Raw genomic sequence first — 22,098 nt, 5'->3', positions numbered from 1 at the left:
CTGATCCGTTATTCATCCTGCCCATCAATCGTCATTCGCTGGGAAGCTCGCCATGGAGGCGAGTCCTTTCCCGGCGAGGTGACTGGAGAATCCCAATATGCGTATTGCGAACTATTGCCTGATCTTGCTTGGCGTTGTGCTGCTCTCCGTCGGCTGCTCCGGTGGCAACGGCCTGGAAACAGCCCCGGCAGAAGGAGTTGTGACCTACAACGGCAAGCCACTTCCTTACGGCCGCGTTAGCTTCCGCCCGGAAGCGGGTTCGCCGGCGACCGGAGAAATTCAAGACGACGGTACTTTCACACTGTCGACTTACGGCACCGGAGATGGTGCGATTGTCGGAACGCATCAAGTTTCGATCAGTGCCACCGAACGCGATGCCGGCTTAGAAGGGGAGATCAATCCCAATGCCGAATTGCCGGTCTCGAAGTCGGTCATTCCCAAGAAGTATTCCAGCTTCTCGACAAGTGAATTGACCGTCGAAGTCGTCGCGAGCGGACCGAACCAGTTTACCTTGGAACTGAACGACTAAGCGTTCGGTTTCACCCAGCAAGTCCCGCCTGCCTGACAACACCCCGCCTTGTTTTAGTCGATGATCGGAAAGCACCCCATGAAGTTCACTCGCATCTTAGCTGTTGCTAGTCTCTCGGCGTTCATGCTCGGCATGGCGTCGCCGGCCAGCATTGCCGCGGCGGAAGAGCCTATCGCCGCGTGGGAATTCGGCACCGAAGAGGCAACGCCGCTCCGATCGGTCGGGGGCGTTCATCGCGACGTGCCTGGCCCGCGACCTCCCAGCTTCCCCGACTTTCCTGAGAACAATACCGCCGTGGCGTTCGATGGAAGTGGTGCACGATTCGTCTTTTCCGACCCCGGGGTAGAAAGTGACTTCGACTTCACCAACGGCGACGAGATCACGCTCGAAGCCTGGGTCAACGTGAAGGAACTGCGGGAAGGGGAGAACACCTACGTCATCGGCAAGGGACGAACCAACCGATCTGGCTTCGCACCGAACAACCAAAACTGGGCCCTGCGAATCCGCCGCTTGAACGGCAAAGCATGTGTCAGCTTCTTGTTCGCCACGCCTCCCGAAGCTGGCGGCAAAGATCCTTGGCATCGTTACACCAGCCACGAAGGGTTCGTCCCTCGCAGCGGCTGGCATCATGTCGCGGCGACCTATCGGTTCGGCGATCCGAACAGCATCGGCACATGGATCGATGGCCGCAAAGTCTCTGGTTTTTGGGACATGGGGGGCAGCACAACCAAGTCTCCAGTGGTGGATAACGACGAAATCTGGATCGGTTCGTCGATGGGCGGGGCGTCGACGACCAGCTTTCGCGGGGTGCTCGATTCCATTGCCATCCATCGCGAAATCCTTACCGATGAAACCCTCAAGAAACGTTTCCGCCGTGTCGGCGAGCCGACCGTGATTGGGCCTGCCCCAGAAACGATGCCGAAGCTGGGACTCATTCCCGCAAGCGAAGTGCAAGTCACGTTTCACGAAGACTTCCCCGCCCATGATCGTTGGCGGATGAGCGACGAGCCATTTCCTGAAATGGCCGCCGCGTGGTCTGGCGAAGCGTTCCTTCTCGATAGCCTGCCGACGCGGTTCGATAGCTGGGGCATCCGTACCGCGTGGAAAGCGCCCGTCGTCGTTCGCATGGCCGGCGATGTGATGCTACCCAAGGGAGATCACACGCTGTTGCTGCGTGCTCGCGGGATGGCTCGCGTTTGGGTCGACGGTCAAATCGTTGCCCGAACGGCACCACTTTCAGGTTCTCCCGACGGCGAAGAAGCGATCACCCCTGTCGCCGATCCCCCAGCCCCTGGGCACCGAGCGAAGTGGCATCGCTGCAAAGAAGTTACCGGTCTGGTCCACCTAGAAACGTCTGGCCCCGTGCGTGTGGTTGTGGATGCCATCGCCGGCGGCCAGCGTTTCCGACCGGAGCCTGGCGAACTGACCGTGGCCATCAGTACCGATGGCGAAGAGACCTTTTCGGTGCTGCGACCGGTCGGACTGTCCGCCGATCCGCTTCCCCTGACCGATGCCGCCGTCGAAGCGGAACTCGACCGCATTGCCGCTTCCATGGAAGCATTGAACGATCATCAACGCCGCGCCGCCGCGGAAAGCCAAAACGCCTTCTGGGCCAAACGGCATCAAGCGGCCAAGGAGTATGTCGCGAAGCATCCCGCCCCGCAGCCGCCGCAATCTGGCGATTCGGCCCGGCACCCAGTCGATGCGTTCATCGTCGCACGGATCGAAGAAGTCAAGTCGTCCGAAGCGGGCAGCTCGGCGCCGCAGGAAAGCTATTTCCACGACAAAGTCTTGCCAATCCTGCGGAGCGAATGCTTCCGTTGTCACGACGAAAAAGACAAAGGGGGCCTCTCCCTGAGCACGCGGGAACTTGCCATCGGTGGCGGCTTCTCCGGCGAACCTGCCATCGAGCCTGGCGATCCGCATGCCAGCGCGATGATGACACGCATTCGCAGCCAAGATGCCGAAACCCGCATGCCGCCGACCGGCGATCCTCTTTCTCCTGAGCAGATCGAGATCCTCGAAAAGTGGATCACCGCAGGGGCGAAGTGGCCCAAGAAGACCGTCTCGGCCGATCGAACCAAACGGGCTTCGATCGTTGACGACGCCACATTCATCCGCCGCGTCTACCTCGATACCGTCGGCGTCGTCCCCACCGAAACGGAAGTCAAAGCGTTCCTCGCGGACGAGTCCGCCAACAAGCGTGAAAAGCTGATCGATCGCCTGCTGAAAGATCCTCGCTGGGCCGATCACTGGGTCAGCTATTGGCAAGATCTGCTGGCGGAAAACCCAACGATGATCAACGCCACGCTCAACGCGACAGGGCCATTTCGCTGGTTCCTGTACGACTCGTTGAAAGATGACAAGCCGCTCGATCGCATGGTCACCGAACTGATGTTGATGAAGGGCAGTGCTCCGGAAGGTGGCAGTGCCGGGTTCGCCCAAGCGGCTCAAAACGATTCGCCGTTTGCCGCCAAGGGGCATGTCGTCGCGAGTGCTTTTCTAGGTGTCGAGATGCAGTGTGCTCGCTGCCACGACTCGCCGTATCACTCGACGACGCAAGAGAACCTCTACTCGCTCGCGGCGATGTTCGCGCGGAAATCGGTCACCGTGCCGAAGTCGAGCACCGTACCAGCGGGCTTCTTTGAAAGCAAAGAACGCGAGTCGCTGATCGAAGTCACGTTGAAGCCTGGTCAGCCGGTTCAACCGGTCTGGCCGTTCGCCGAATTGACTGGTGCCGAAGACAACGAAGCCCTCGCCGCGCTGATGCAGAACAAGTCCGACACGCGTGAGAAGTTGGCCACGTTGATTACCGCGCCGCAGAACACGCGCTTCGCCCAGGTGATTGCCAATCGCGTTTGGCGTCGACTGATCGGGGCTGGTATTGTCGAACTGCCGCACGACTGGGAAGGCAATCCGCCCAGCCACCCAGAATTGCTCGAGTGGCTCGGCAAAGAGCTTGTCGCGCATAACTACGACGTGAAGCATCTTGCCAAAGTGATCATGACTTCCGAGCTTTATCAGCAGGAAGCGATCGGCGAAAACCTGCATGCCGAACCGGCTCAGCGATTGTTCAACGCGCCGGAACGTCGCCGCATGACGGCCGAACAAATCGTCGATTCATTCTTCACCGCCACTGGGCAAAAGATGGACGTCGAAGAGATGACGCTCGACCCCGACGGTCGTCGCCCGGCACGCAGCCGTAACACGTTCGGCACGCCACATCGCAGTTGGATGTTCGTCAGTCTCTCGAACGAACGCGATCGACCGAGCTTGACGCTGCCAAGGGCCGAAATGGTGATCGAAGTCCTTTCCGCCTTCGGTTGGTCGGCCGAACGACAAGCGCCCAAGACCGATCGCGAAACCGATCCGAACGTTCGCCAACCTGCCGTGATGGCCAATAGCAGCTTGACGATCAATCTGACCAAAGCGGCCCACGATAGCCCGCTTGCCGATCTCGCGGTCGAAGCGAAGTCGGTCGACGCGTTGATCGATTCGGTCTTCCTGCGGTTCCTGAGCCGCTACCCAACCGAGGAAGAACGAACGCTGTTCGCACCGCGTCTGGTCGAAGGTTTCGACAGCCGCTTAGTTCCAGCCGATCAAGTGAAACGTCCGGCACCACTGGAGCGATTGCCCCAAGTGACCTGGTCGAATCACCTTCGCTCGGAAGCGAACACCATTCAAAAGCAACATGCCCAACGCGTTCGCCAAGGCCCAGCGGCCGACGGACGACTGCAGCCCGAGTGGCGTACACGCTACGAAGACTTCGTCTGGAGCGTGGTCAACCTGCGCGAGTTTGTCTGGATGCCCTAGGCCCAACAAGCAGCCCCCAAACCTACCCACAACGGACCCTATTTCAGGACAGTCCCATGCATACTCCTTCCCTCAATCGTCGCGGTTTCCTGGCCGCAAGTGCTGCCGCAGCCGGCATGGCTGCCACCCCGGCGTTGGCTTCCAGCGATGCTCCTCGTTTGCAAGGGCAAGCGGAACATGTCATCTCCATTTGGCTTGGTGGTGGCATGGGGCAGATCGATACGTTCGATCCGAAACGCAAAGGTGACCCTGCCAAAAAGCAAGCGGGCTCCTACTACGATTCCATTCCGACCGCCGTCGAAGGTGTCGAAGTATGCGAGCATCTCTCGCGAATGGCTGGCGTCATGGATCGTGTGACCGCGGTCCGAACGGTCCACCATTCGGTGATCGACGAGCATGCCGCGGCAACCAACTGGATGCATGTCGGTCGCCCGGTGAGTGGGACGGTCGTCTATCCGTCGCTCGGATCGATCATCGCTCACGAGCGTGGCGCCGTCAGCGATGCGGCTCCACCGTACGTGCTGATCGGTTACCCCAACAGTTCGCGCGGCCCTGGCTTTTTGGGCGCCCAGCACAGCTATCTTTACCTCACCGAAACAGGTCGCGGTCCGGCCGGTCTTTCGCGTCCCGACGCCATTTCGCCGGAACGTCAGTCGCGTCGCGAGAAGTACCTGACCAGCCTTCGCGGCGTACAGCCATCGACCGACGATACGCGACTGAAAGATTACGATGCGGCGGCCAAGCTCAGCTTGAAGCTGAGCGGTCCGGAATTCATGAAAAGCTTCGCTCTCGATAGCGAACCGGCCGATCTTCGTGAAAGCTATGGCGGCGAGTTTGGGCAGCGCTGCTTGCTCTCGCGGCGACTGGTCGAACGTGGTGTTCGATTCATCGAAGTTTCTCACAATTTGAACTTCCTCAACGGTGCCGGCTGGGACGTCCACAATCGGGGCATTCTCGATCAGCATAAGTTGATTCAGGAAATGGACGCTGCCGTATCGACGCTGCTGCTCGACTTGGAAGAGAAGAAGCTGCTCGACAAAACGTTGGTCGTCATCACCACTGAATTCGGGCGTCCGCCTCAATTCGACGGTGGAGGTGGTCGTGGCCATCAAGGCTCGACGTTCTCCTGTGTCTTGGCCGGTGGCGGCTTGAAGCATTGCGGCGCGTATGGCGAGACCGACGAGCTGTCGCGGAAGATTGTCTCCGATCCGGTTTCGGTGCCAGACTTCTTTGCGACGATCCATGCCGCGATGGGAATCGACTACGCCAAGTCGCTGTACGATGGCGACCGTCCGGTACCCATCACCGACGGCGGAAACCCCATCGCCAAGCTGTTCGGCTAAAGCGTATTTCACAATCGCAACTCGAACTTCGCATTCCCAACAACGAGCATCGGTTAGCCCAGGTTGCAAGTAACCTGGGCTAACCCAAGTTGTCGGCACAAACTCTGTTTCTTCCCGGCAAGGCAAACGTTCCTCTCTCGAATTCGCCGCGGCAAGCAACTAGACTAAGCTCTTTCCGGAAACCAACGCTGGCCCCAAGCTTTGGGTGACTCACGCCGCGCGAAATGCCCCGGCCGCCCTTGGAATTGGTTTTCGATTCCAATCCTAATTTTCCTTCCCCAAAACACCCTCCCTGGAGTCCCACCGATGAAGCTGTTTTCTTCTTTGATCTCTTGCGGCTTGGTAATGATCGCCGCGGCGTCACTTCTCGCCGAGCCGACTTACGAGCCAGTCTCCGCCGAATTGGTTCGTCCGCGTGAAGGTCTGGGTAACGTGTTGGCGAAGCTGGAAAATGGCGAGACGGTTCGCGTCGCTTACTTGGGCGGTTCGATCACGGCCGCCAACGGTTGGCGTGTGAAGACGACGCAGTGGCTCAAGGACCAATACCCCGATGCGACCATCGAAGAAATCCACGCGGCAATCGGCGGCACCGGCAGCGACTTGGGCGTCTTTCGTTTGGAACGAGACGCACTTCGTCACAAGCCGGATTTGTTGTTTGTTGAATTTGCCGTGAACGACGGCGGAGCTTCGCCCGATCGGATTTGGAAGGCGATGGAAGGTATCGTACGGCAAACTTGGGCCGCCAATCCCAAGACCGACATTTGCTTCGTGTACACTTTTCGTGTGAACTACGAAGACCCGCTTCGTAACGGCGAATGCCCCCAAGCCGCTTCGGCCATGGAAATGCTGGCCGATCACTATGGCATTCCTTCGGTGAACTTCGCCAAGAAGGTGGTCGAGCTGGAAGCGGACGACAAGCTGATTTTCAAAGCGGACGAGCCTGTCGAAGGAAAGATTCATTTCTCGAAAGATGGCGTTCACCCGCTCGACGCTGGGCACGAAATTTATCGCGACGTGTTGGCCGCGGCGATCCAGCAGATGGCCGACAGCAAGCCTGTCGATCACAGCAAGAAACTGACCGAGCCATTTGTCGAAGATCATTGGCAAGCGGCCAAGATGGTTTCGCTCTCGCCGAGCATGCTTAGTGGTGACTGGAAGCCGCTGCCGGAAGATGCCCGATTGCAACGATCGTTCGGCAAACGGATGGGGCAGATCTTTGAAGCGACCGAGCCAGGCAGCAAGCTGACGTTCAAGTTCAAGGGCTCGACGGCGAAGCTGTACGATTTGCTCGGTCCTGACGGCGGTCAGGTCATCGTCACCGTCGACGGTAAAAAGCGTGATAAGCCAACGCCGCGGTTCGATAGCTACTGCACTTATCACCGCATCGCCACGTTAACGCTTGCAAGCAACTTAGATCCGAACGAAGTTCACACGGTAATCGTCGAGATTCACCCTGAGCAGCCTGATCGTCAACCGGTTGCGTTTCGCCTGAAGAATCCCGAAGAGGAACTGAAGGGGGAGAAGTACCAAGGAACCAACGTTCGCGCGAGCCAGATCTTGGTGCTCGGTGATGTAGTCGAATAACGCTCGTCAGACGAGCCACAATCTGAGCGAATAACGCCGCACTGAATCCCCTAATTCTCGGCCCATGTGCTGAGGGTTAGGGGATTCTTCTATTGTAATGAAGTGTGCGCACAGTCTACAAGAAGTATGTGTGAGTTCTTGCGTTTCTTGCAGCAACCGTGCATGAGTTATGCTGGTCCTTCCCGGGGGAAAGTGGGCGTCAAGCAAAGGCGTTCGTTCCGGCATGCATACCTCGCGCAAAAAAGAAGTGCGTAACTCTCGAGAATTACGCACTTCAGAAAAAGCATGGGGTCGCTTGAACACTATTTTGCGACAATGGCCAGCGACTGTATCACGTGGCCTCTGGGGGAGGCTCGGAATCGGCCTGGTGGGTATGAATCGGCGAAAGCCCTTCCTTCTGCAGCAGCTTCATCACGACGTAGTAGAACACCGGGGTGAAGATCAGACCGAAGCCGGTCACGCCGAGCATCCCGCTGAAAACGGCCACGCCGAGTGCGAATCGCATTTCTGCCCCGGCCCCGTGACCCCATAGCAGTGGAGCGACGCCGAGCACGAACGCGAAGCTGGTCATCACGATCGGACGCAGACGCGTGATCGAGGCTTCGACGGTCGCTTCAAGCAGCGGTTTGTTTTCCTTTTCCATCAAGTCCTTGGCGAACTCGACCACCAGAATCGCATTTTTACACGCTAACCCCACAAGCACCACAAACCCGATCTGCACGAAGATGTTCATGTCCATGTGGGCAATCATCACCCCGGCCAACGCCGCCAGAACGCACATCGGCACGACGAGAATAATGGTGACTGGGAGCTCCCAGCTTTCGTACTGAGCCGCAAGGATCAGGTAAACCAGAATGACTGCCCCGATCAGAGCCGAGATCGGGTTTTGCAGCACATCCTTGAACGAAGTGAACTGGCTGGCTTGTTCCTGCAGGAACGAGATTTCAGTCCACTCCGCTTCCATCGACGCCGGAAGTTCCTCGGCAGCGAGCTCGTTCATGATGTTCAGCACTTCCCCGGTACTGACGATCGGCACGTTCACACCGTTGATCGCCGCGGCGGGGAAGTTGTTATAGCGGTTGATGAACATCGGCCCGACGCTGTCTTCAATGGTACAAAGCGTGCCGAGCGGAACCATTTCGCCGGTACGACTTTTCACTTTGAACTGACGAACGCTTTCCGCATTCACACGGAACCGGGAATCGGCTTGAACGTTCACCTGCCAGGTTCGTCCGAAGCGGTTGAAGTCGTTCACGTAATAACCACCCATGTAGACCTGGAGGGCCTCGAAGACGGCATCCAATTCCACGCCCATGCTCTTGCACTTCTCGCGATCGATGTCGACGTAAAGCTGCGGAGTACTGGCTCGGAAACTGCTGAAAGCGACCACAATGCCAGGCTGATCCAGCGCGATACTCGCCAGGCGATCGGCTTGAGCTTGCAACGCCGCGTAGCCGTTATCGCCGCGGTCTTCGACCATCAGTTTGAAACCACCAGCGTTCCCCAAACCATTGATCGGCGGAGCCTCGAATACCGAAACACGCGCGTCTTGGAGCTGACTGAATTTCTTCCGCAGTTCCATGGCGATGTGTTCGGCCGTCAGATCGGGGCTGTTTCGCTTGGAGAAAGCATCGAGCACGATAAAGCCACCACCCAAGTTCGACGTCACTGCGTTTTGGACGAACGACTGACCTGAGACATCGACGATGTGCAAAATGCCAGGCGTGTCGAGACAGATCTTTTCCACTTGAGCCATGACACCGTCGGTACGTTCACGCGAAGCGGAGTCTGGCAGTTGAACGTCCAGGATCAAATAGCCTTGGTCTTGGGTCGGAATAAAACCACCAGGAACAACGGTAAATCCATACCCTGTTAGCCCGATCAAACCAACGTAGACCACCACCGCGACAAAGCTGATACGCAGCAGCGAAGCGATCCCTCGACCGTAAACCGAAGTGGCCCAGTCGAAGGCTCGATTGAAAACGCCAAACACGGCCGCCAACGCACGGTTGATTGTGTGAGCGAGAAAGAAGCCAAGCAGTGCCCCAGGAATGAACAACGCGGCTTGCATCCAAAGTTCGAGCTTAGTTTCGCCATGTTCGCCGGAGCTGCCGAGGAAGATACCTCCGAGCCATACAAACAAAATGCCGCCCAAGATGGTGATGCCCCACCAAGGAAGTGCTTCGCGATGATGCGTATGGTCTTCGCCTGGCTTCGGGTCCTTAAAGATCGAAGTCGCACGAGCCGGGGTCATCGTCATGGCGTTCAACGCAGAGATCAACATCGCCGCGGCAATCGTCAGCGCGAACTGTCGGAAGAACTGTCCGGTGACGCCCCCCAGGAACGCACTCGGAAAGAACACACTACTCAGCACGAGGGTGATCGCGATAATCGGCCCGGTAATTTCCTGCATCGCATGAATGGTCGCATCGCGCACTTTGTACCCCATGCCGATCCAACGCTCGATGTTCTCGAGCACCACGATCGCATCGTCCACCACAATCCCAATGGCAAGCACTAAGCCAAACAGCGTCAGGTTATTCAGCGTGAAACCCATCACCGCCATAATGGCAAACGTACCGATAAGCGAAACGCCGACGTCAATCAGCGGCAGCATCACCGCTTTCCAGTCTTGCAGGAACAAGAGCACCACGATCGCGACGAGAATCACCGCATCGCGTAGCGTTTTGAACACTTCCTCGACCGATTGCTCGATGAAAGGAGTGGTGTCGTAACCGATTTCGTATTTCAGGCCCGGCGGAAAACGTTCCTTGAGTTCTTCCATGCGACGTTTAACACGTTCGCCGACGTCCAAAGCGTTCGATCCCGGCAGCTGAAAGATCCCTAGCCCGACCGAAGGTTTTTGATCGTAGCTACACAGCGTATTCAGGTTCTTCGCGCCCAGTTCGACGCGACCAACATCGCTGACACGTGTGATTTGGCCATCGCTACCAGTTTTGACGACAATGTCCGCGAACTGTTCCGGCGTACGAAGACGACCGAGTGTGGTCATCGTCAACTGCATCTCCTGGCCTTTGGGTACAGGAGGTTGACCGATTTGTCCAGCCGCGACTTGAACGTTTTGTTCCTTGAGAGCGGCCACCACTTCACCGGCCGACATGCTGCGTGAAGCCAACGCATCAGGGTTTAGCCAGACACGCATGCTGTAGTCTTGCTGGCCCAAGATGCCGACGTCGCCGACACCGTCCAGACTGGCCAACTGGTCGCGAATTTGAATCGTGGCGTAGTTGCTGAGGTAAAGATTGTCGAGGATCGGTTTGCCGGTTTCGGGATCGGTGTCGGAAAACAGGCTCACCGCAAGAAGGATGTTCGGCGACTTTTTCTTCGTCGTCACACCGGTTGCTTTCACCACGTCGGGAAGCAGCGGCGTGGCTTGAGCGACGCGGTTTTGAACCAACACTTGGGCCATGTCCAAGTCGGTGCCCAGGGCGAATGTCACCGTCAACGTATAGCTGCCGTCGCTGGCCGACTGCGATGACATATAGAGGGCGTTTTCGACGCCGACCACTTGCTGTTCGATCGGTGCGGCGACCGTTTCGGCCACCACGTCGGCACTTGCTCCTGGATATTGGCACGTCACCGAAACCGTCGGCGGTGCGATTTCAGGGTACTGAGCAATCGGCAAGATCCAAACGCAGATCGTACCTGCCAAGACAATGACGATCGAAATGACCCAGGCAAAAATGGGGCGGTCGATAAAAAAGCGAGCCAGCACGATGCGTTCCTTCGTCGATGGTTACAGCTACAAAGTGGCAGGACGGCGATTAAATCACGACTAAGAGCCAGCAGGCTTCGGGTCCGCAGGAGGTTTCGAGTTATCGGCAGGTTGCGATGGGGCCGACTGCGGCATCGGCGACATCGATTTGACCGATTCGAGAATCGTTTTGTCGATCGGTGGCGGCTCCGGCATCGTCGACTCGGTGGCTTTGACCGGTTTGTCAGGCCGAACCAAAAGCAGGCCATTGATGATCACTTTGTCACCTTCCTGCACACCACTTTTAATGACTTGCAGAGGGCCATGCTTGGTGCCTAGTTGAACGCTACGACGCTGGGCATTTCCGTCTTTATCCAAAACGTAAACATAGCGATCGCTTTGATCGGCTCCGATCGCTTTTTCAGGAACGAGCACGGCATCGTAAGGAGGTCCAGCGGCCACTTTAACACGGATAAATAGACCGGGACGCAATTTGCCATTTGGGTTCGGAACGACGGCTCGAACGGTAAGCGTACCGGAGCCAGCGTTGACTTGATTCGAGCCGAAGTCGATCGTCCCGAGGTGTGGGTAAAGTGTGCCATCGGCGAGGTAAAGCTGAACGGGAATCTTCTTCTCGCGAAGCGAACCGTCGCCACGCTCGTTGGCTTGCTTGACGCGTTCCTCGACATAGTGGAGCAACGCAAGTTCGTCGATATCGAAGTAAGCGTACATCGGATCGACCGAAACAATTGTGGTCAGCAGCGTGGGCTGGCCGACACCGCTTTGAATCAAGTTACCGTCGGTCACGTAGGTTCGGTCGATACGCCCACTGATGGCAGCGTTGATCGTGCAGTAGTCGAGATCGACTTTGCGAGCCGCGATTTCGGACTCGGCAGCATTCACTTGAGCAACTGCTTCGTTGGCCGCGGCGACACTTTCGTCGTAAAGTTCCTGACTGACCGCTCCCGAGCCGACCAGCTTTTTGTTACGGGCAAGTGTCGCTTGAGCCAGTTCGTTTTTGGCGACGTACAGCTCTTTTTGCGAGACGGCCTGGTCGTACTCGGCTTGATAGGTTCGCTTGTCGATCTCGAACAAGAGATCGCCTTCCTTGACGACGGCACCATCTTCAAAGGCGACTTTTTGTAGATAGCCAGAGACTTTGGCGTAAACGTCGACCGAGGAAACCGCTTCGACATGACCGGTATATTCGTTAAAGTCGACCACTTGGCGTTTGATCGCCGGAGCAACGGTTACGTTAGGCGGTTCGGCTTTCGGCATCTCGCGGCGGCGACCACAACCAGAGGCGACCAATGCCGCAAGAGCGAATATCGTTGCCAGGCGAAACGCTTCAAACTTCATTTTCCACTTCCTGTTGCTGCTCAATGAAATGCAGTAACGATCGCGCGAAAAATTAGCGGCGCGACCGGGCGACGAACGAATTTAACGAATTCAGAGACGCTCAGTTATAGCGTGTCGTCTTTAAGATACCACGAATGGAAGTCAAATTGGGGTGATTCGTGGCAGGACAAGAAACAAAGGCGGTGCCAACCGTTTTGGTGGCACGACCCTCAAAAAATGAGTATTACCAATGCGGGGTAAGCACTCGTTGCCGACCCCGCTGACGCCACGCAGCCGTTACGGCAGGAACCACTGCAGGTAGGCATAAACAACATCGCTGTCGTATACGGCCGAACGCATGATGTGGTACTCGGCACCGGCCGAGAGCGAACCGTTGATGTCGCAGTAGCTCTTGATTCGTCCGATGTTATAGAACTCGCCCCGTGAGTCCCATTGGCCGCGATATTCCATCGATGCCCAGCACAGGGGAGCCCCATTGAACGTGTACTGGCTGAAGTAATGCTTCCACTCCAAGCCCAGGCTCACATTCGAGAAGCCCGATGGCGAGAAGTAAGGGTGAGTCGTCCCTTGGATGCCAGGACCTGGCCCGAACACCGAGCCTTCGTCGTACGATAGGAAGTCGTAGTCGGCCAGCAAGTTCAGTTCGTTCGGAGCTTCGATCAATCGGAATTGATTGTGAACGTAGAAGTCGTGGCGGAAGTTGTGATCGGAATACCCGATGAAGCGATATCGTGATTCACCATACCAACGAGGCATCAAGTGCATGTAACCGAACAGTCGGCCACCACCCATAAAGATGTCTTGTTGAATCGACTCACCGTTCTCGACAACGTTTTCCAGGAAACCGCCGACTTCGACATGGCCGTCACATGCGGTATCCATCCCGAGACCTAAATTGAACGTAGGGCGGCTGCTGAATCCTTCGTCGAAGACTTGCACGTCCATCTCGGCGAAGTAGGTATAGCAGCCCATGAAACGATCGTAGATCCCACCACCAAACGCGTTCCCAGTCACGGCGTCGTATCCAGGGCCGTCGTAGATGAGGTGGGTATAGTGGAACTGGACATATTCGTCTTCGTTGCCAAACGGAAATACAACACCCCAGTCGAGTCCCAGTCGTGTCACGTTCGCCAGGCCATCACGACCACTTTGATGAAAGTAAAGGAAGTCGAAGTTAGTGCGAGGAACCACTTTGCGAACCGTTCCGTCCAGCGCGATGTGGGCAGGGTGGTTGCAAGGGTTCACATCCAGCAGTTCCTTGTACGAGTGAATCGCTGCATGCGTGTTCTTCTTAACCGTGTACTGTTGCCCCAAGTCAAAGTAAGCCGCTTCGTTGGACGGTTCGACGGCGATCAGCTTTTCATACTCGCAGATCGCAGTGGAGGCTCGCCAATCTTTCCAAGACTGAGCCACTTGCTCGATCGCAATCGCTTCAGTCAAGCCATGCGATTCAAACTTCATCGGATCGATGGAAAGCATCGGTCCGAGTTTGGGTGGCGGAGTGGAGCTTGGTAAATGCTTGGGAGCCTGTTTGAGTAAGTTGTTGTAAGCCGCATCGCCATGCACACGACCTCGGCGATCGTACACCAGGCGAGCGTTTTCACGCTGAGCGGTGACAAAATTAGGCATGTCCCGCGTTAAATTGTGATAACACTGTTCCGCTTCGGGATAACGTCCGAGGTTTGTCAGCACGCGACACAATCCGATTCGGGCCGCAGCATTGGTCGGCGACATCGTCAGCACGCTGCGGTACATTTCCTCAGCAATGCAGAATGATGCCCGATCGTTCATCGCCGAGTAGGCATCGGCTTGGCGTACGATCAAAGCGATTTGGTCGCCACTCATATGTCGAGCTTGATCGAGGATCTCGACGGCGAGTCCGGCCATGCACTCATCCAATGCATCGTTGGCCGTTTCAACCGAGATGCTGAGGGATTCGCTGCAGATCATCATCAGCTTCGCTTTCGCTGCCGAGGCAACCGCATGATCTCCGGCGATCGTCGCCGCTTGATACATGACGAAGTATCCCCGAGCAAGCTGAAGCCGTGAGGCAGGCTCGAAGTTACGTAACAACTCCATCGCTTGGATGGCTTGTCCCTTTTTCGTCAGGATATGAGCCTGTTCGATGCGAAGGGCAGAAATCAGCAGCAACTCCTGCGAGCGTGTCGCTTGAATCTGATGAATCAGTGCCAACGCGTCGACGTAGCGGTGTTGTTCAGCCAGCATGCCGAGATAAGCTTCGTAGGTATAAACGATGCCGGGATACTCGGTCAGGATCTCTTGATAGATACTTTCGGCCATCACGAAGTTGCGACGCTCGACATGCAGCTGAGCCAGGCGATACTTGACGCTGAGAAGGTCAGGGTGGTGGTGACCGTAGTCGGCGAGCATCGCTTCGGCAACATCGTATTGGCCGAGATATTGCAATGTTTCTGCTTTGCCAAGCGTGGCTCGCAGGTTCTCAGGATCGAACGAAAGCACTTGATCGAAGTCGGCGAGCGCCTCGAAATAGTTGCCGGTGCGAAGCATGATCTCGCCCATCAGCAGCGTGCATTCGTATTCTGGAATCACACCGCAGAACTCTTCAATCGCTTGCTGTGCGGCGGTTAACTGGAACTCTCCGATACGTGCTCGTGTAAGCAACGTAAGAATCTTGGCTTCCGGCTCGGTATATCGTGCGGCTTCTTCCAAGATATGCAGAGCGGCAAGACTGCGTTCTTCGTCGAGCAGTTCTTCGCCGAGGCTGAGGATGACTTGAGTGTTTTCAGGATTGAGCTGGATGTGGTGGTTTACCAGGTTTCGCAGCGACTCGAAGTGCCCTGTGATCGCATAGCATCGCATCGCCAGCTTCAGGCCATCGGCACCCAGTTGATCGGTTTCCATCAAGGGAATTAGAAGTTGAATCGCCCCGGAAGGATCGTTTAGATCGACAAGAAGTTGTCCCGCAGTGATACGATCGTAGCGTGCCGAAACGTTTTGCCGGATGTGTTGATTGAAGACCTGCATCGCCATGACGCGTTCGTTGGTTTGCAGGTAGATTCGACAGAGTTTCAATGCGACTTTGATGTTCTGAGGATCTTGCTCGAGTTGACGAATCAACAGATCCGCTGCTTCGGCCAGGTTCTCTTGCTCCGCCAATAAATCGGCCAAAGCAGCAATGGCGGCTGCATTGCCGGGATCAAGCTGGAGGATCGTTCGGTAAACTTGAATGGCTTGCGTAGTCCGTTCTAAACGAGCAAGGATACCTGCGTATTCAATACGTCCTTCGATCTCGGAAGGGAATGCTTCGATCAACGCCTGGAAACGTTCTGCTGCTTCTTCCAGATCGCCTAAGGCAACCGAGTTACGAGCCGCCTGAATGAGAATCTGACGCTGTGTATCGTCGGTAACGCGAGGGTTCGGGGTGTCAACGGACTCCGATTCTTCCTCAACGATTTCGTCTGTCACGGGATCTGCCGGTGGGGCAGGAGGAGCCGGCAACTGAGGTGCTTCAAGGGCTGGCCCTGGTCCCGCATCGGCCATAGGAGGAGCTTGAGCGACTTGCATATTCGCCAGGCCATTGCCGGATGCAGCTTCAAGCGTATGCAACGGGGGAGTGATCGCACCAATAGTCGTTTCGCCATCCGTACTGGAAGCCTTCGTGGCTGGCTCTGGAGTGAACGATTCAGGCTGCTCGAACTGCGCCGGAAGAACTTTAGGTTTGACCGAGGCGGTTTCTGAAGCGATCTGCGTCAGCGATTCCATCGCGTCAGAAATGGGAGTTTGCATCACCGCATCTTTAGAACTTTGCAGATCACGCGAGTTCCATGTGGCATCGACGGCAATGATGGAAGTTGGAGTAGAGTCGAGCCACTTCGAGGTGGCTTTGTCGGTTTTGGCGGAAGGGGATTCGACAAGAGTCGTCGGCTGCAGTGCATCGTGTCGGTCGTCGAGCGGTGCGCCGAGCACGCTTGGCGATTTCGGCGAAGAACCACTTGGTGACGTAGCAACCGGAGATGAATTCCAAAGTCGGATGCCGTCGACGTTGGTGTAAGCAACCACTGCGGTAACGATCGCAATGGTGCCGAGCACCCAAATCAGTGCCGAGGGTGAATGTGGCACGATGCTTAACGTCGTTGAATTCTGCTGCGACTGTGGGGCGCCCACATTCGGATTCTGTTTATCTGGCCCAATCGACATTGTTCTTCCCCCAACCGAACAATCGGCTCCATCCGTTTATCACGCACTTTTCGTGCAACTGTGCCCCGCCTGACAACTCTTTCGTCTGGCCGGACCCCTAAAATTAGTAGTTTCGAACTGCAAGGGGTTAAGTAGTAGAAAATGATAAGCAGGGGTAGATGCGAGGTATTTGCGGTGCCTTGAAAGTCCGTCTTATAAGCAGATTTGCCGAAAGCGATAAAGTCGGTGAATCCTTTGTGGCTCTCCTAGGTTTTCTAGTTGAAGGGCAAATGCAAGAAAAAGAGGGGTTAGTGGTTAATAAATGGCCACTGGCGATGCTGGAACAGATAGCAAAAAGCCGTCCTGCGATGGTTGAGGAGCAACAGCGTTGAGAGTCGTCGTCGAGGGCCAATTAGCCAGCCATTTGGCGAAGCATCGTCTCTAGAGGTGGGGAAAGCATGCTAGCGAAATCGCTGGGCTGTACTGAGAGCGGATAGTCATTCCACCATTCCCCCGCCGCCCAATATCCGGCAGCCAAATGAGCCTCATGAAGCTGTTTTGAAGCGGATGCGACAAGTTCCAACCAGCGAGGATCCGTATTCGGAACTCCGATCTCACCCAAGTAACCAGGCACTTTGTTTTCTTGGCACCACTGCACGAAAGGTGAGAGTACCTGAATCGGTCGTTGCGCCAACTTTGGATCACGTTTCAATTCTTCGTCGTAGCTCAAGCGATACTTGCCTGACTGATCTGAGTCGAAATAGGCATGGGCTTCGTATACTGTTTTGTTCGCCACGTCCGAAATCCATGGCTTGTTACCGTTGGCGGATTGAAAGCGGGCAGCCGACGCCCAGCTTCTGCCACACACGGCAATCCACTTTTGCTGATCGACCTGACGAATGGCATCGACCACCGAATTCGATGCCGCTTTCCAATCCAAGCTGCCCAGATCGTGCGGCTCGTTCATGATTCCAAAGCACGCCACACTTTCGCGAGGACTCAGGGCTGTCGCCAAGCGTCGCCACAAGTCGCAGAGATCTGCCGTCGAAACGAGGACTTTGCCGTCGTAAGTTTCATCCATCACTGCTTCTACCACTTTTTTGCGGTGAGCAATTCGATAACGACAGTAATTATGCAGATCAATAATCGCCGTCGCGTCACATTCTTCGAGCCAAGTCAGGAGAAGAAGAATATTCGAGAGATATTCTTTATTTAAGTCCTGCCTTAAATTGGGCTGCAAACGTTCCCAGGCAATCGGAACTCGAAATGTCCGAATGCCTCGTTCTGCGAAATATCTCACCGTCGCCAGACTGTTAAACGTGTAGTCCTGATGTAGTTTGCCAGGGTTTTCGTTCGAGTAGCCAGGCTGCTGCATGCCAAATTCTGCCCCGGCCAAATTCACGGTGACGTCGAAGGGAAGTTCTGGCATTGGTTCCGTTACGCTCTCCTGGCAACCATTAAGCATGGTGTTAGCCGTTAAGAAAACGCCAGTGGCTACGAATCCTCGACGAGTTAAAGTCACAGGGCTTCTTTCCTTCAGTGTCGTCGTTCAGCGGGTGATGTGCGGCTCAGTGTTTCTGTAAGGAAATATCACTGGAATTCTCGTGAAAGGCAACTGGAATTGCGGGTGTTGCCAAATACCTCTGTGGAATTTTGTCAGGACTTTTTCATTCTTTCAGTGTGGATATTTAAAGGTCTAATTGATTTTAACTAAACGTCTGGTGCTAACAATTATGCAGACTACACTGATCCTTGCGCAAATCATGTGCATCTTTTGGGTGGTCAGAATGGGCCTGTTAGAAGAGGTCATTTTTTGATCAGATGCCAAAAATCCCTAGTGGTAGCGATGATTGCATTGCACCAGGGGCATGGGGGTTGATCGGCAGGTTGGAGGGAAATAATCGAAAGATTGCCATGGTTCGATGCGTATGGCGCCAGCTTTGCATTGGACGAAAGCCTGGCGGAAATCGAACAGACAGAGAAAGCATATTCGGGGGGAAGGCTAGATGACTTCAAGTTTAGCTCGAAAGCTGGCAATTCTTGCCGCGGGCTCAGCAGCCGTTTGTTACCTGACGTTTCGGGTAGGTTTCACAGTGAATCTGGAAAGCTACTACTCCATCGTCGCGTCGCTTCTTCTATTGAGCGCCGAGGCATGGGGGATTGGGTTGATGTTCCTTTATTTCCTGCAAGTTTGGGACACACGGGAACCGGAAAAAGCAGCAGTCGTGCCTGGGAAAACGGTCGACGTTTTCCTGCCGACCTACAACGAAGATGCCGAGCTCTTGCGTGGCTCGATCAATGCTTTGAACCAGTTAGACTATCCCCACACAACGTACGTGCTGGACGACGGCAGGCGTGAATCGGTGAAGAAGCTGTGCGAGGAAATGGGGGTCGAGTACATCTCGCGCGATAATAACCTGCATGCCAAAGCAGGTAACTTGAACAATGCACTCGATCGTACCAATGGCGAGTTCGTCATTATTTTCGATGCCGACCATATCGCACGTCCTCATTTCATTTCGCGTTTGATCGGCTACTTCGAAGATCCCAAGCTCGCGTTCATCCAAACGCCACACGCGTTCTATAACTTCGACAATTTCCAGGCGCACGTGGACTATAAAAAGGGCGTCTACTGGGAAGAAGGTCAGTTGTTCTACAACGTGATCCAGCCTGGCAAAAACTGCTGGAATGCAAACGTGTTCTGCGGAAGTGCCGCCATGTTCCGCCGCTCTGCGTTGGAAGAAGTCGGGCTGATCGCCACGGAAACGATTACCGAAGACATGCACACCGGTCTGCGAATTCATTCCAAAGGCTGGAAGTCGCTGTTTGTTAACGAACGGATGATCTCGGCCCAAGCCGCACCTGACATCACTACGTTCATTTCGCAGCGTTTGCGTTGGGGGGAAGGGAATCTCAGTATCTTCGCGTACGACAATCCATTGACACTGCCTGGGCTGACGCTTGCTCAGCGATTGAACTATCTCGGTTCGATGTTGGGGTGGACGACTGGACCGGCTAAGCTGATGCTTTACGCTGCACCGATCATGATGCTGTTCAGCGGTGTGTCACCAGTGGGTGAGTTCAGCTGGCTACTAGGTGTAATCACCGTCGCTTACCTGATTTGCACTTGGATGGCAGTGAAAATTGTCAGCGATGGTTATGGCCGCTTGTGGGATATCGAAGTCCAAGCGATGACGAACTTTTGGGTTCAATGTCAGTGCTTGTATCGTTCGATCGTGCATCGCGGACGGGGTAAGTTTGTCGTCACGAGCAAACGTGGTCGACAAAGTAAAAGTATCTTCTCGTTGATTCTTCCGCACATCGTTTTGATCTCGGTAGGAATCGCAGCGATTACCTGGGCTTCGGCCAAGATCTTCTTGGGAGTCAGTGCAGACTACCTTGGCCTGGCAGTGGGGGGAACGCTGATCGGTTTACAGTCGATCATGGCATTTCAAGTGGTGCGAAAAGCACTGCGACCTTCGGATGGGCGTTTCTCGTGGCGTCATCCAACGAGCGACATTCATGTTCGCTATGACTCTCGCGAAATTGCTGGCCAGGCAATCAGCCTTGATATCAACGAAACCGGTATCGGCTTGATCGCTTATCACCCAATGACCAAGGGAGATCGACTTGATCTAACACTTACCACTGCCGAGCAGGAAGTCACTTGCCTGGGCGAAGTGCGTCACTGCACGCCATTCAACGGGCTCGGCGTGGGGCAAAAAGCTTACCGCGTGGGCGTCCACTTCGAGGATTTGACGACCGATCAATTGAATGCGATTTGGACAATCGCGTCGAACGTAGCGGTGGTGAAACAGTACGAACGAATGGCCAAGACGAACGCCGAAAAGAAAGAAGACCGTCTCGGCTATCGTCTTCCGGTCGAGGTGTTTTCCGCCGATGGAAGTACGCTTGAGTTGTCGGCCGTTTCGACGAAGCTGGAACCGCAAGCAATCTACTTCGAAACGTCTCAACCACTAACCGCCAACCGCGATGTTCGTTTCGAGATCGATTGCTTTGCTGGGACGGTCAGCGGAGGTGGCTATCTGTCATCTACTAACAAGCCGGGCCGTTATCAGCTAGAGTTTCGCTCGTTCCAAGATCAGTCGCGTAGTATTTTGAAGAGCGTTCTGACCGCGCAGCGGGGCGATCATGTCCAACGCGTCGTCAATCCAGTTCCCAAAAAGGCTGCTTGGCCGGTCATCGAGCCCGCCCTCAAGTGTGGCTGGCTTTCGCTTGCCGCATCGGTGCTATGCATGGCCGGAGCATGGTACGTTTGGGAAGATCAATACTTTCTTTCGCACATTGCTCGCCAGGAAGAATTGACTTCTGAGCAGCTTGCTAAAGCGGATGAACTGCTCGACAAGATCGTTGCGGAGCCTAATCAGCTATTCACGACAACCGAAATGTTGGATGCCCGAAAGGTTCTAGAAACGATGGGCGACACCAACCGTTTGGTGAAGTTGGAAGATCGTCTTCTGCTTCAGCATCCAGAAGATGTTGGCTTGAAGTTGTCTCGGGCAAATCGTGCTTTGGCGACCAAGGACTTTGATGGTGCCGCGAAGTCCTTTGAAGCTTTGACCGCCATGGTGCACGAAGCCAATATTAAAGCGACCAAGGATCAGCGATTTGAAGCCAAGGCAGGGCTTGCTCGCAGTCTGGTTGGCTTGGGCGACGTTTCGGGGGCGATCGATGCCTACCAATTGGCGCTCGATGAAAAGAAAGATCCTCAAGCCGCGCTGGAAGTCGCGAATCTGTTGGTCGATCAGAAAGACTTTGCCCAGATTCAAGAGCTTCTCGCGATCTTGCCAAACGGTTTTGAATCACGATTAATTGAAGCTCGCCTCGACGTCGCGAACGGTTTACTCGAAAAAGCAGAGCAGGCCCTGTTTGAGTTGACCGTCGAAGATCCTGCCAATCATTTGGTTCGTCAGACCTACGCTGAAACCTTAGCAGTCAACGACAAGACCGATTCGGCAATCGACCAATTCAAAACGCTGATCAATTCAGAGTATGAGGTCGAAAACCTTCGCAAGCGAACCGCGGACTTGCTGATCCGGGACGAACGCTTTGCGGAAGCCGTGCCGATCTTGGATCAGTTGGCGGTTGATATGGTGCAAGATGAAGAGTTCTGGGTGACCTATGTGACAGCCATTCGTCGTGCGGGAACTCTTTCGCCGACAGCAGCGGGGACGATCGAAGAGATCTATCGCCAGTTGTTGGAAACCCCAGAAGCTTCGATTCAGTTGAAAGTTGAATTGGCGGAGCACTTCGCGAAGCACGACGATAGTTTCAAAGCGGTCAAGCTGCTTGCGTTGTGTACCGATCAGCAGCCGAACAATCTGTCGATCCGCAAACGTTACGCCGAAGTGTTGCACGATGCTGGCCGCTTTGATGAAGCAGATCAGCAGTATCAATTGCTTCTGACGCCTGCGAAGCAGCAAGCGAAGAAGAAGCAGGAGCTGAAGGCAAACCCTGTCGAGCCGCTGCCGGTTCGTCGTCCGGTGGTTTCGCTGGCAAGTGGCTTGCGGTAATTGTCTTCGATCGAACGTTTGAGAACGAAACAAACAAGGCCCGTATTGATACGGGCCTTGTTG

The 22,098-nt window shown here is 55.3% G+C and carries 10 protein-coding genes; 6 read left to right on the top strand and 4 right to left on the bottom strand.

Annotated features, from left to right (window positions below):
- The first annotated feature begins 97 nt into the window (after positions 1-97).
- The 4 genes from LA756_RS14150 (at position 98) to LA756_RS14135 (ending at position 7,269) form a co-directional block, all read left to right on the top strand.
- Positions 98-529: a hypothetical protein gene (locus LA756_RS14150; protein ID WP_224435378.1), complete on the top strand. Its 432-nt coding sequence runs from the start codon at positions 98-100 to the stop codon at positions 527-529.
- A gap of 78 nt (positions 530-607) precedes the next feature.
- Positions 608-4,342, top strand: coding sequence for a DUF1553 domain-containing protein (locus LA756_RS14145; protein WP_224435377.1), 3,735 nt, complete (start codon positions 608-610; stop codon positions 4,340-4,342).
- Between the two features lie 56 nt (positions 4,343-4,398).
- Entirely contained in the window at positions 4,399-5,685 is a 1,287-nt protein-coding gene (locus tag LA756_RS14140; protein WP_224435376.1) for a DUF1501 domain-containing protein, read from the top strand.
- 306 nt (positions 5,686-5,991) lie between these two features.
- Positions 5,992-7,269 carry an SGNH/GDSL hydrolase family protein gene (locus tag LA756_RS14135; protein ID WP_224435375.1) on the top strand — a complete coding sequence of 426 codons (1,278 nt, stop codon included), beginning with the start codon at positions 5,992-5,994 and terminating at the stop codon, positions 7,267-7,269.
- A gap of 331 nt (positions 7,270-7,600) precedes the next feature.
- Here LA756_RS14135 and LA756_RS14130 read toward each other — a convergent pair whose 3' ends face one another.
- The 3 genes from LA756_RS14130 to LA756_RS14120 form a co-directional block, all read right to left on the bottom strand.
- Entirely contained in the window at positions 7,601-11,005 is a 3,405-nt protein-coding gene (locus tag LA756_RS14130) for an efflux RND transporter permease subunit (RefSeq protein WP_224435374.1), read from the bottom strand.
- A gap of 60 nt (positions 11,006-11,065) precedes the next feature.
- Positions 11,066-12,343: an efflux RND transporter periplasmic adaptor subunit gene (locus LA756_RS14125; RefSeq protein ID WP_224435373.1), complete on the bottom strand. Its 1,278-nt coding sequence runs from the start codon at positions 12,341-12,343 to the stop codon at positions 11,066-11,068.
- 276 nt (positions 12,344-12,619) lie between these two features.
- Positions 12,620-16,522, bottom strand: coding sequence for a tetratricopeptide repeat protein (locus LA756_RS14120; RefSeq protein ID WP_224435372.1), 3,903 nt, complete (start codon positions 16,520-16,522; stop codon positions 12,620-12,622).
- 158 nt (positions 16,523-16,680) lie between these two features.
- On the opposite strand from LA756_RS14120, the gene LA756_RS14115 reads away from it, so the two are divergent.
- Positions 16,681-16,893, top strand: a complete 213-nt coding sequence (locus LA756_RS14115; RefSeq protein ID WP_224435371.1) for a hypothetical protein — start codon at positions 16,681-16,683, stop codon at positions 16,891-16,893.
- A 20-nt stretch (positions 16,894-16,913) separates the two neighbouring features.
- On the opposite strand, the gene LA756_RS14110 is transcribed toward LA756_RS14115, so the two are convergent.
- Complete coding sequence (locus tag LA756_RS14110; RefSeq protein ID WP_224435370.1) at positions 16,914-18,023, bottom strand: glycoside hydrolase family 5 protein; 1,110 nt, start codon at positions 18,021-18,023, stop codon at positions 16,914-16,916.
- 484 nt (positions 18,024-18,507) lie between these two features.
- On the opposite strand from LA756_RS14110, the gene LA756_RS14105 reads away from it, so the two are divergent.
- Positions 18,508-22,035, top strand: coding sequence for a glycosyltransferase (locus LA756_RS14105; RefSeq protein ID WP_224435369.1), 3,528 nt, complete (start codon positions 18,508-18,510; stop codon positions 22,033-22,035).
- Positions 22,036-22,098 lie beyond the last annotated feature (63 nt).

The organism is Bremerella sp. TYQ1, from assembly GCF_020150455.1.
GTDB lineage: Bacteria > Planctomycetota > Planctomycetia > Pirellulales > Pirellulaceae > Bremerella > Bremerella volcania_A.
This window is presented reverse-complemented; position numbering and strand designations above follow the sequence as displayed.

Coding starts and splice junctions, on each gene's coding strand:
- LA756_RS14150 (WP_224435378.1), top strand. CDS start 98: ATGCGTATTGCGAACTATTGCCTGATCTTGCTTGGCGTTGTGCTGCTC.
- LA756_RS14145 (WP_224435377.1), top strand. CDS start 608: ATGAAGTTCACTCGCATCTTAGCTGTTGCTAGTCTCTCGGCGTTCATG.
- LA756_RS14140 (WP_224435376.1), top strand. CDS start 4,399: ATGCATACTCCTTCCCTCAATCGTCGCGGTTTCCTGGCCGCAAGTGCT.
- LA756_RS14135 (WP_224435375.1), top strand. CDS start 5,992: ATGAAGCTGTTTTCTTCTTTGATCTCTTGCGGCTTGGTAATGATCGCC.
- LA756_RS14125 (WP_224435373.1), bottom strand. CDS start 12,343: ATGAAGTTTGAAGCGTTTCGCCTGGCAACGATATTCGCTCTTGCGGCA.
- LA756_RS14120 (WP_224435372.1), bottom strand. CDS start 16,522: ATGTCGATTGGGCCAGATAAACAGAATCCGAATGTGGGCGCCCCACAG.
- LA756_RS14115 (WP_224435371.1), top strand. CDS start 16,681: ATGCGAGGTATTTGCGGTGCCTTGAAAGTCCGTCTTATAAGCAGATTT.
- LA756_RS14105 (WP_224435369.1), top strand. CDS start 18,508: ATGACTTCAAGTTTAGCTCGAAAGCTGGCAATTCTTGCCGCGGGCTCA.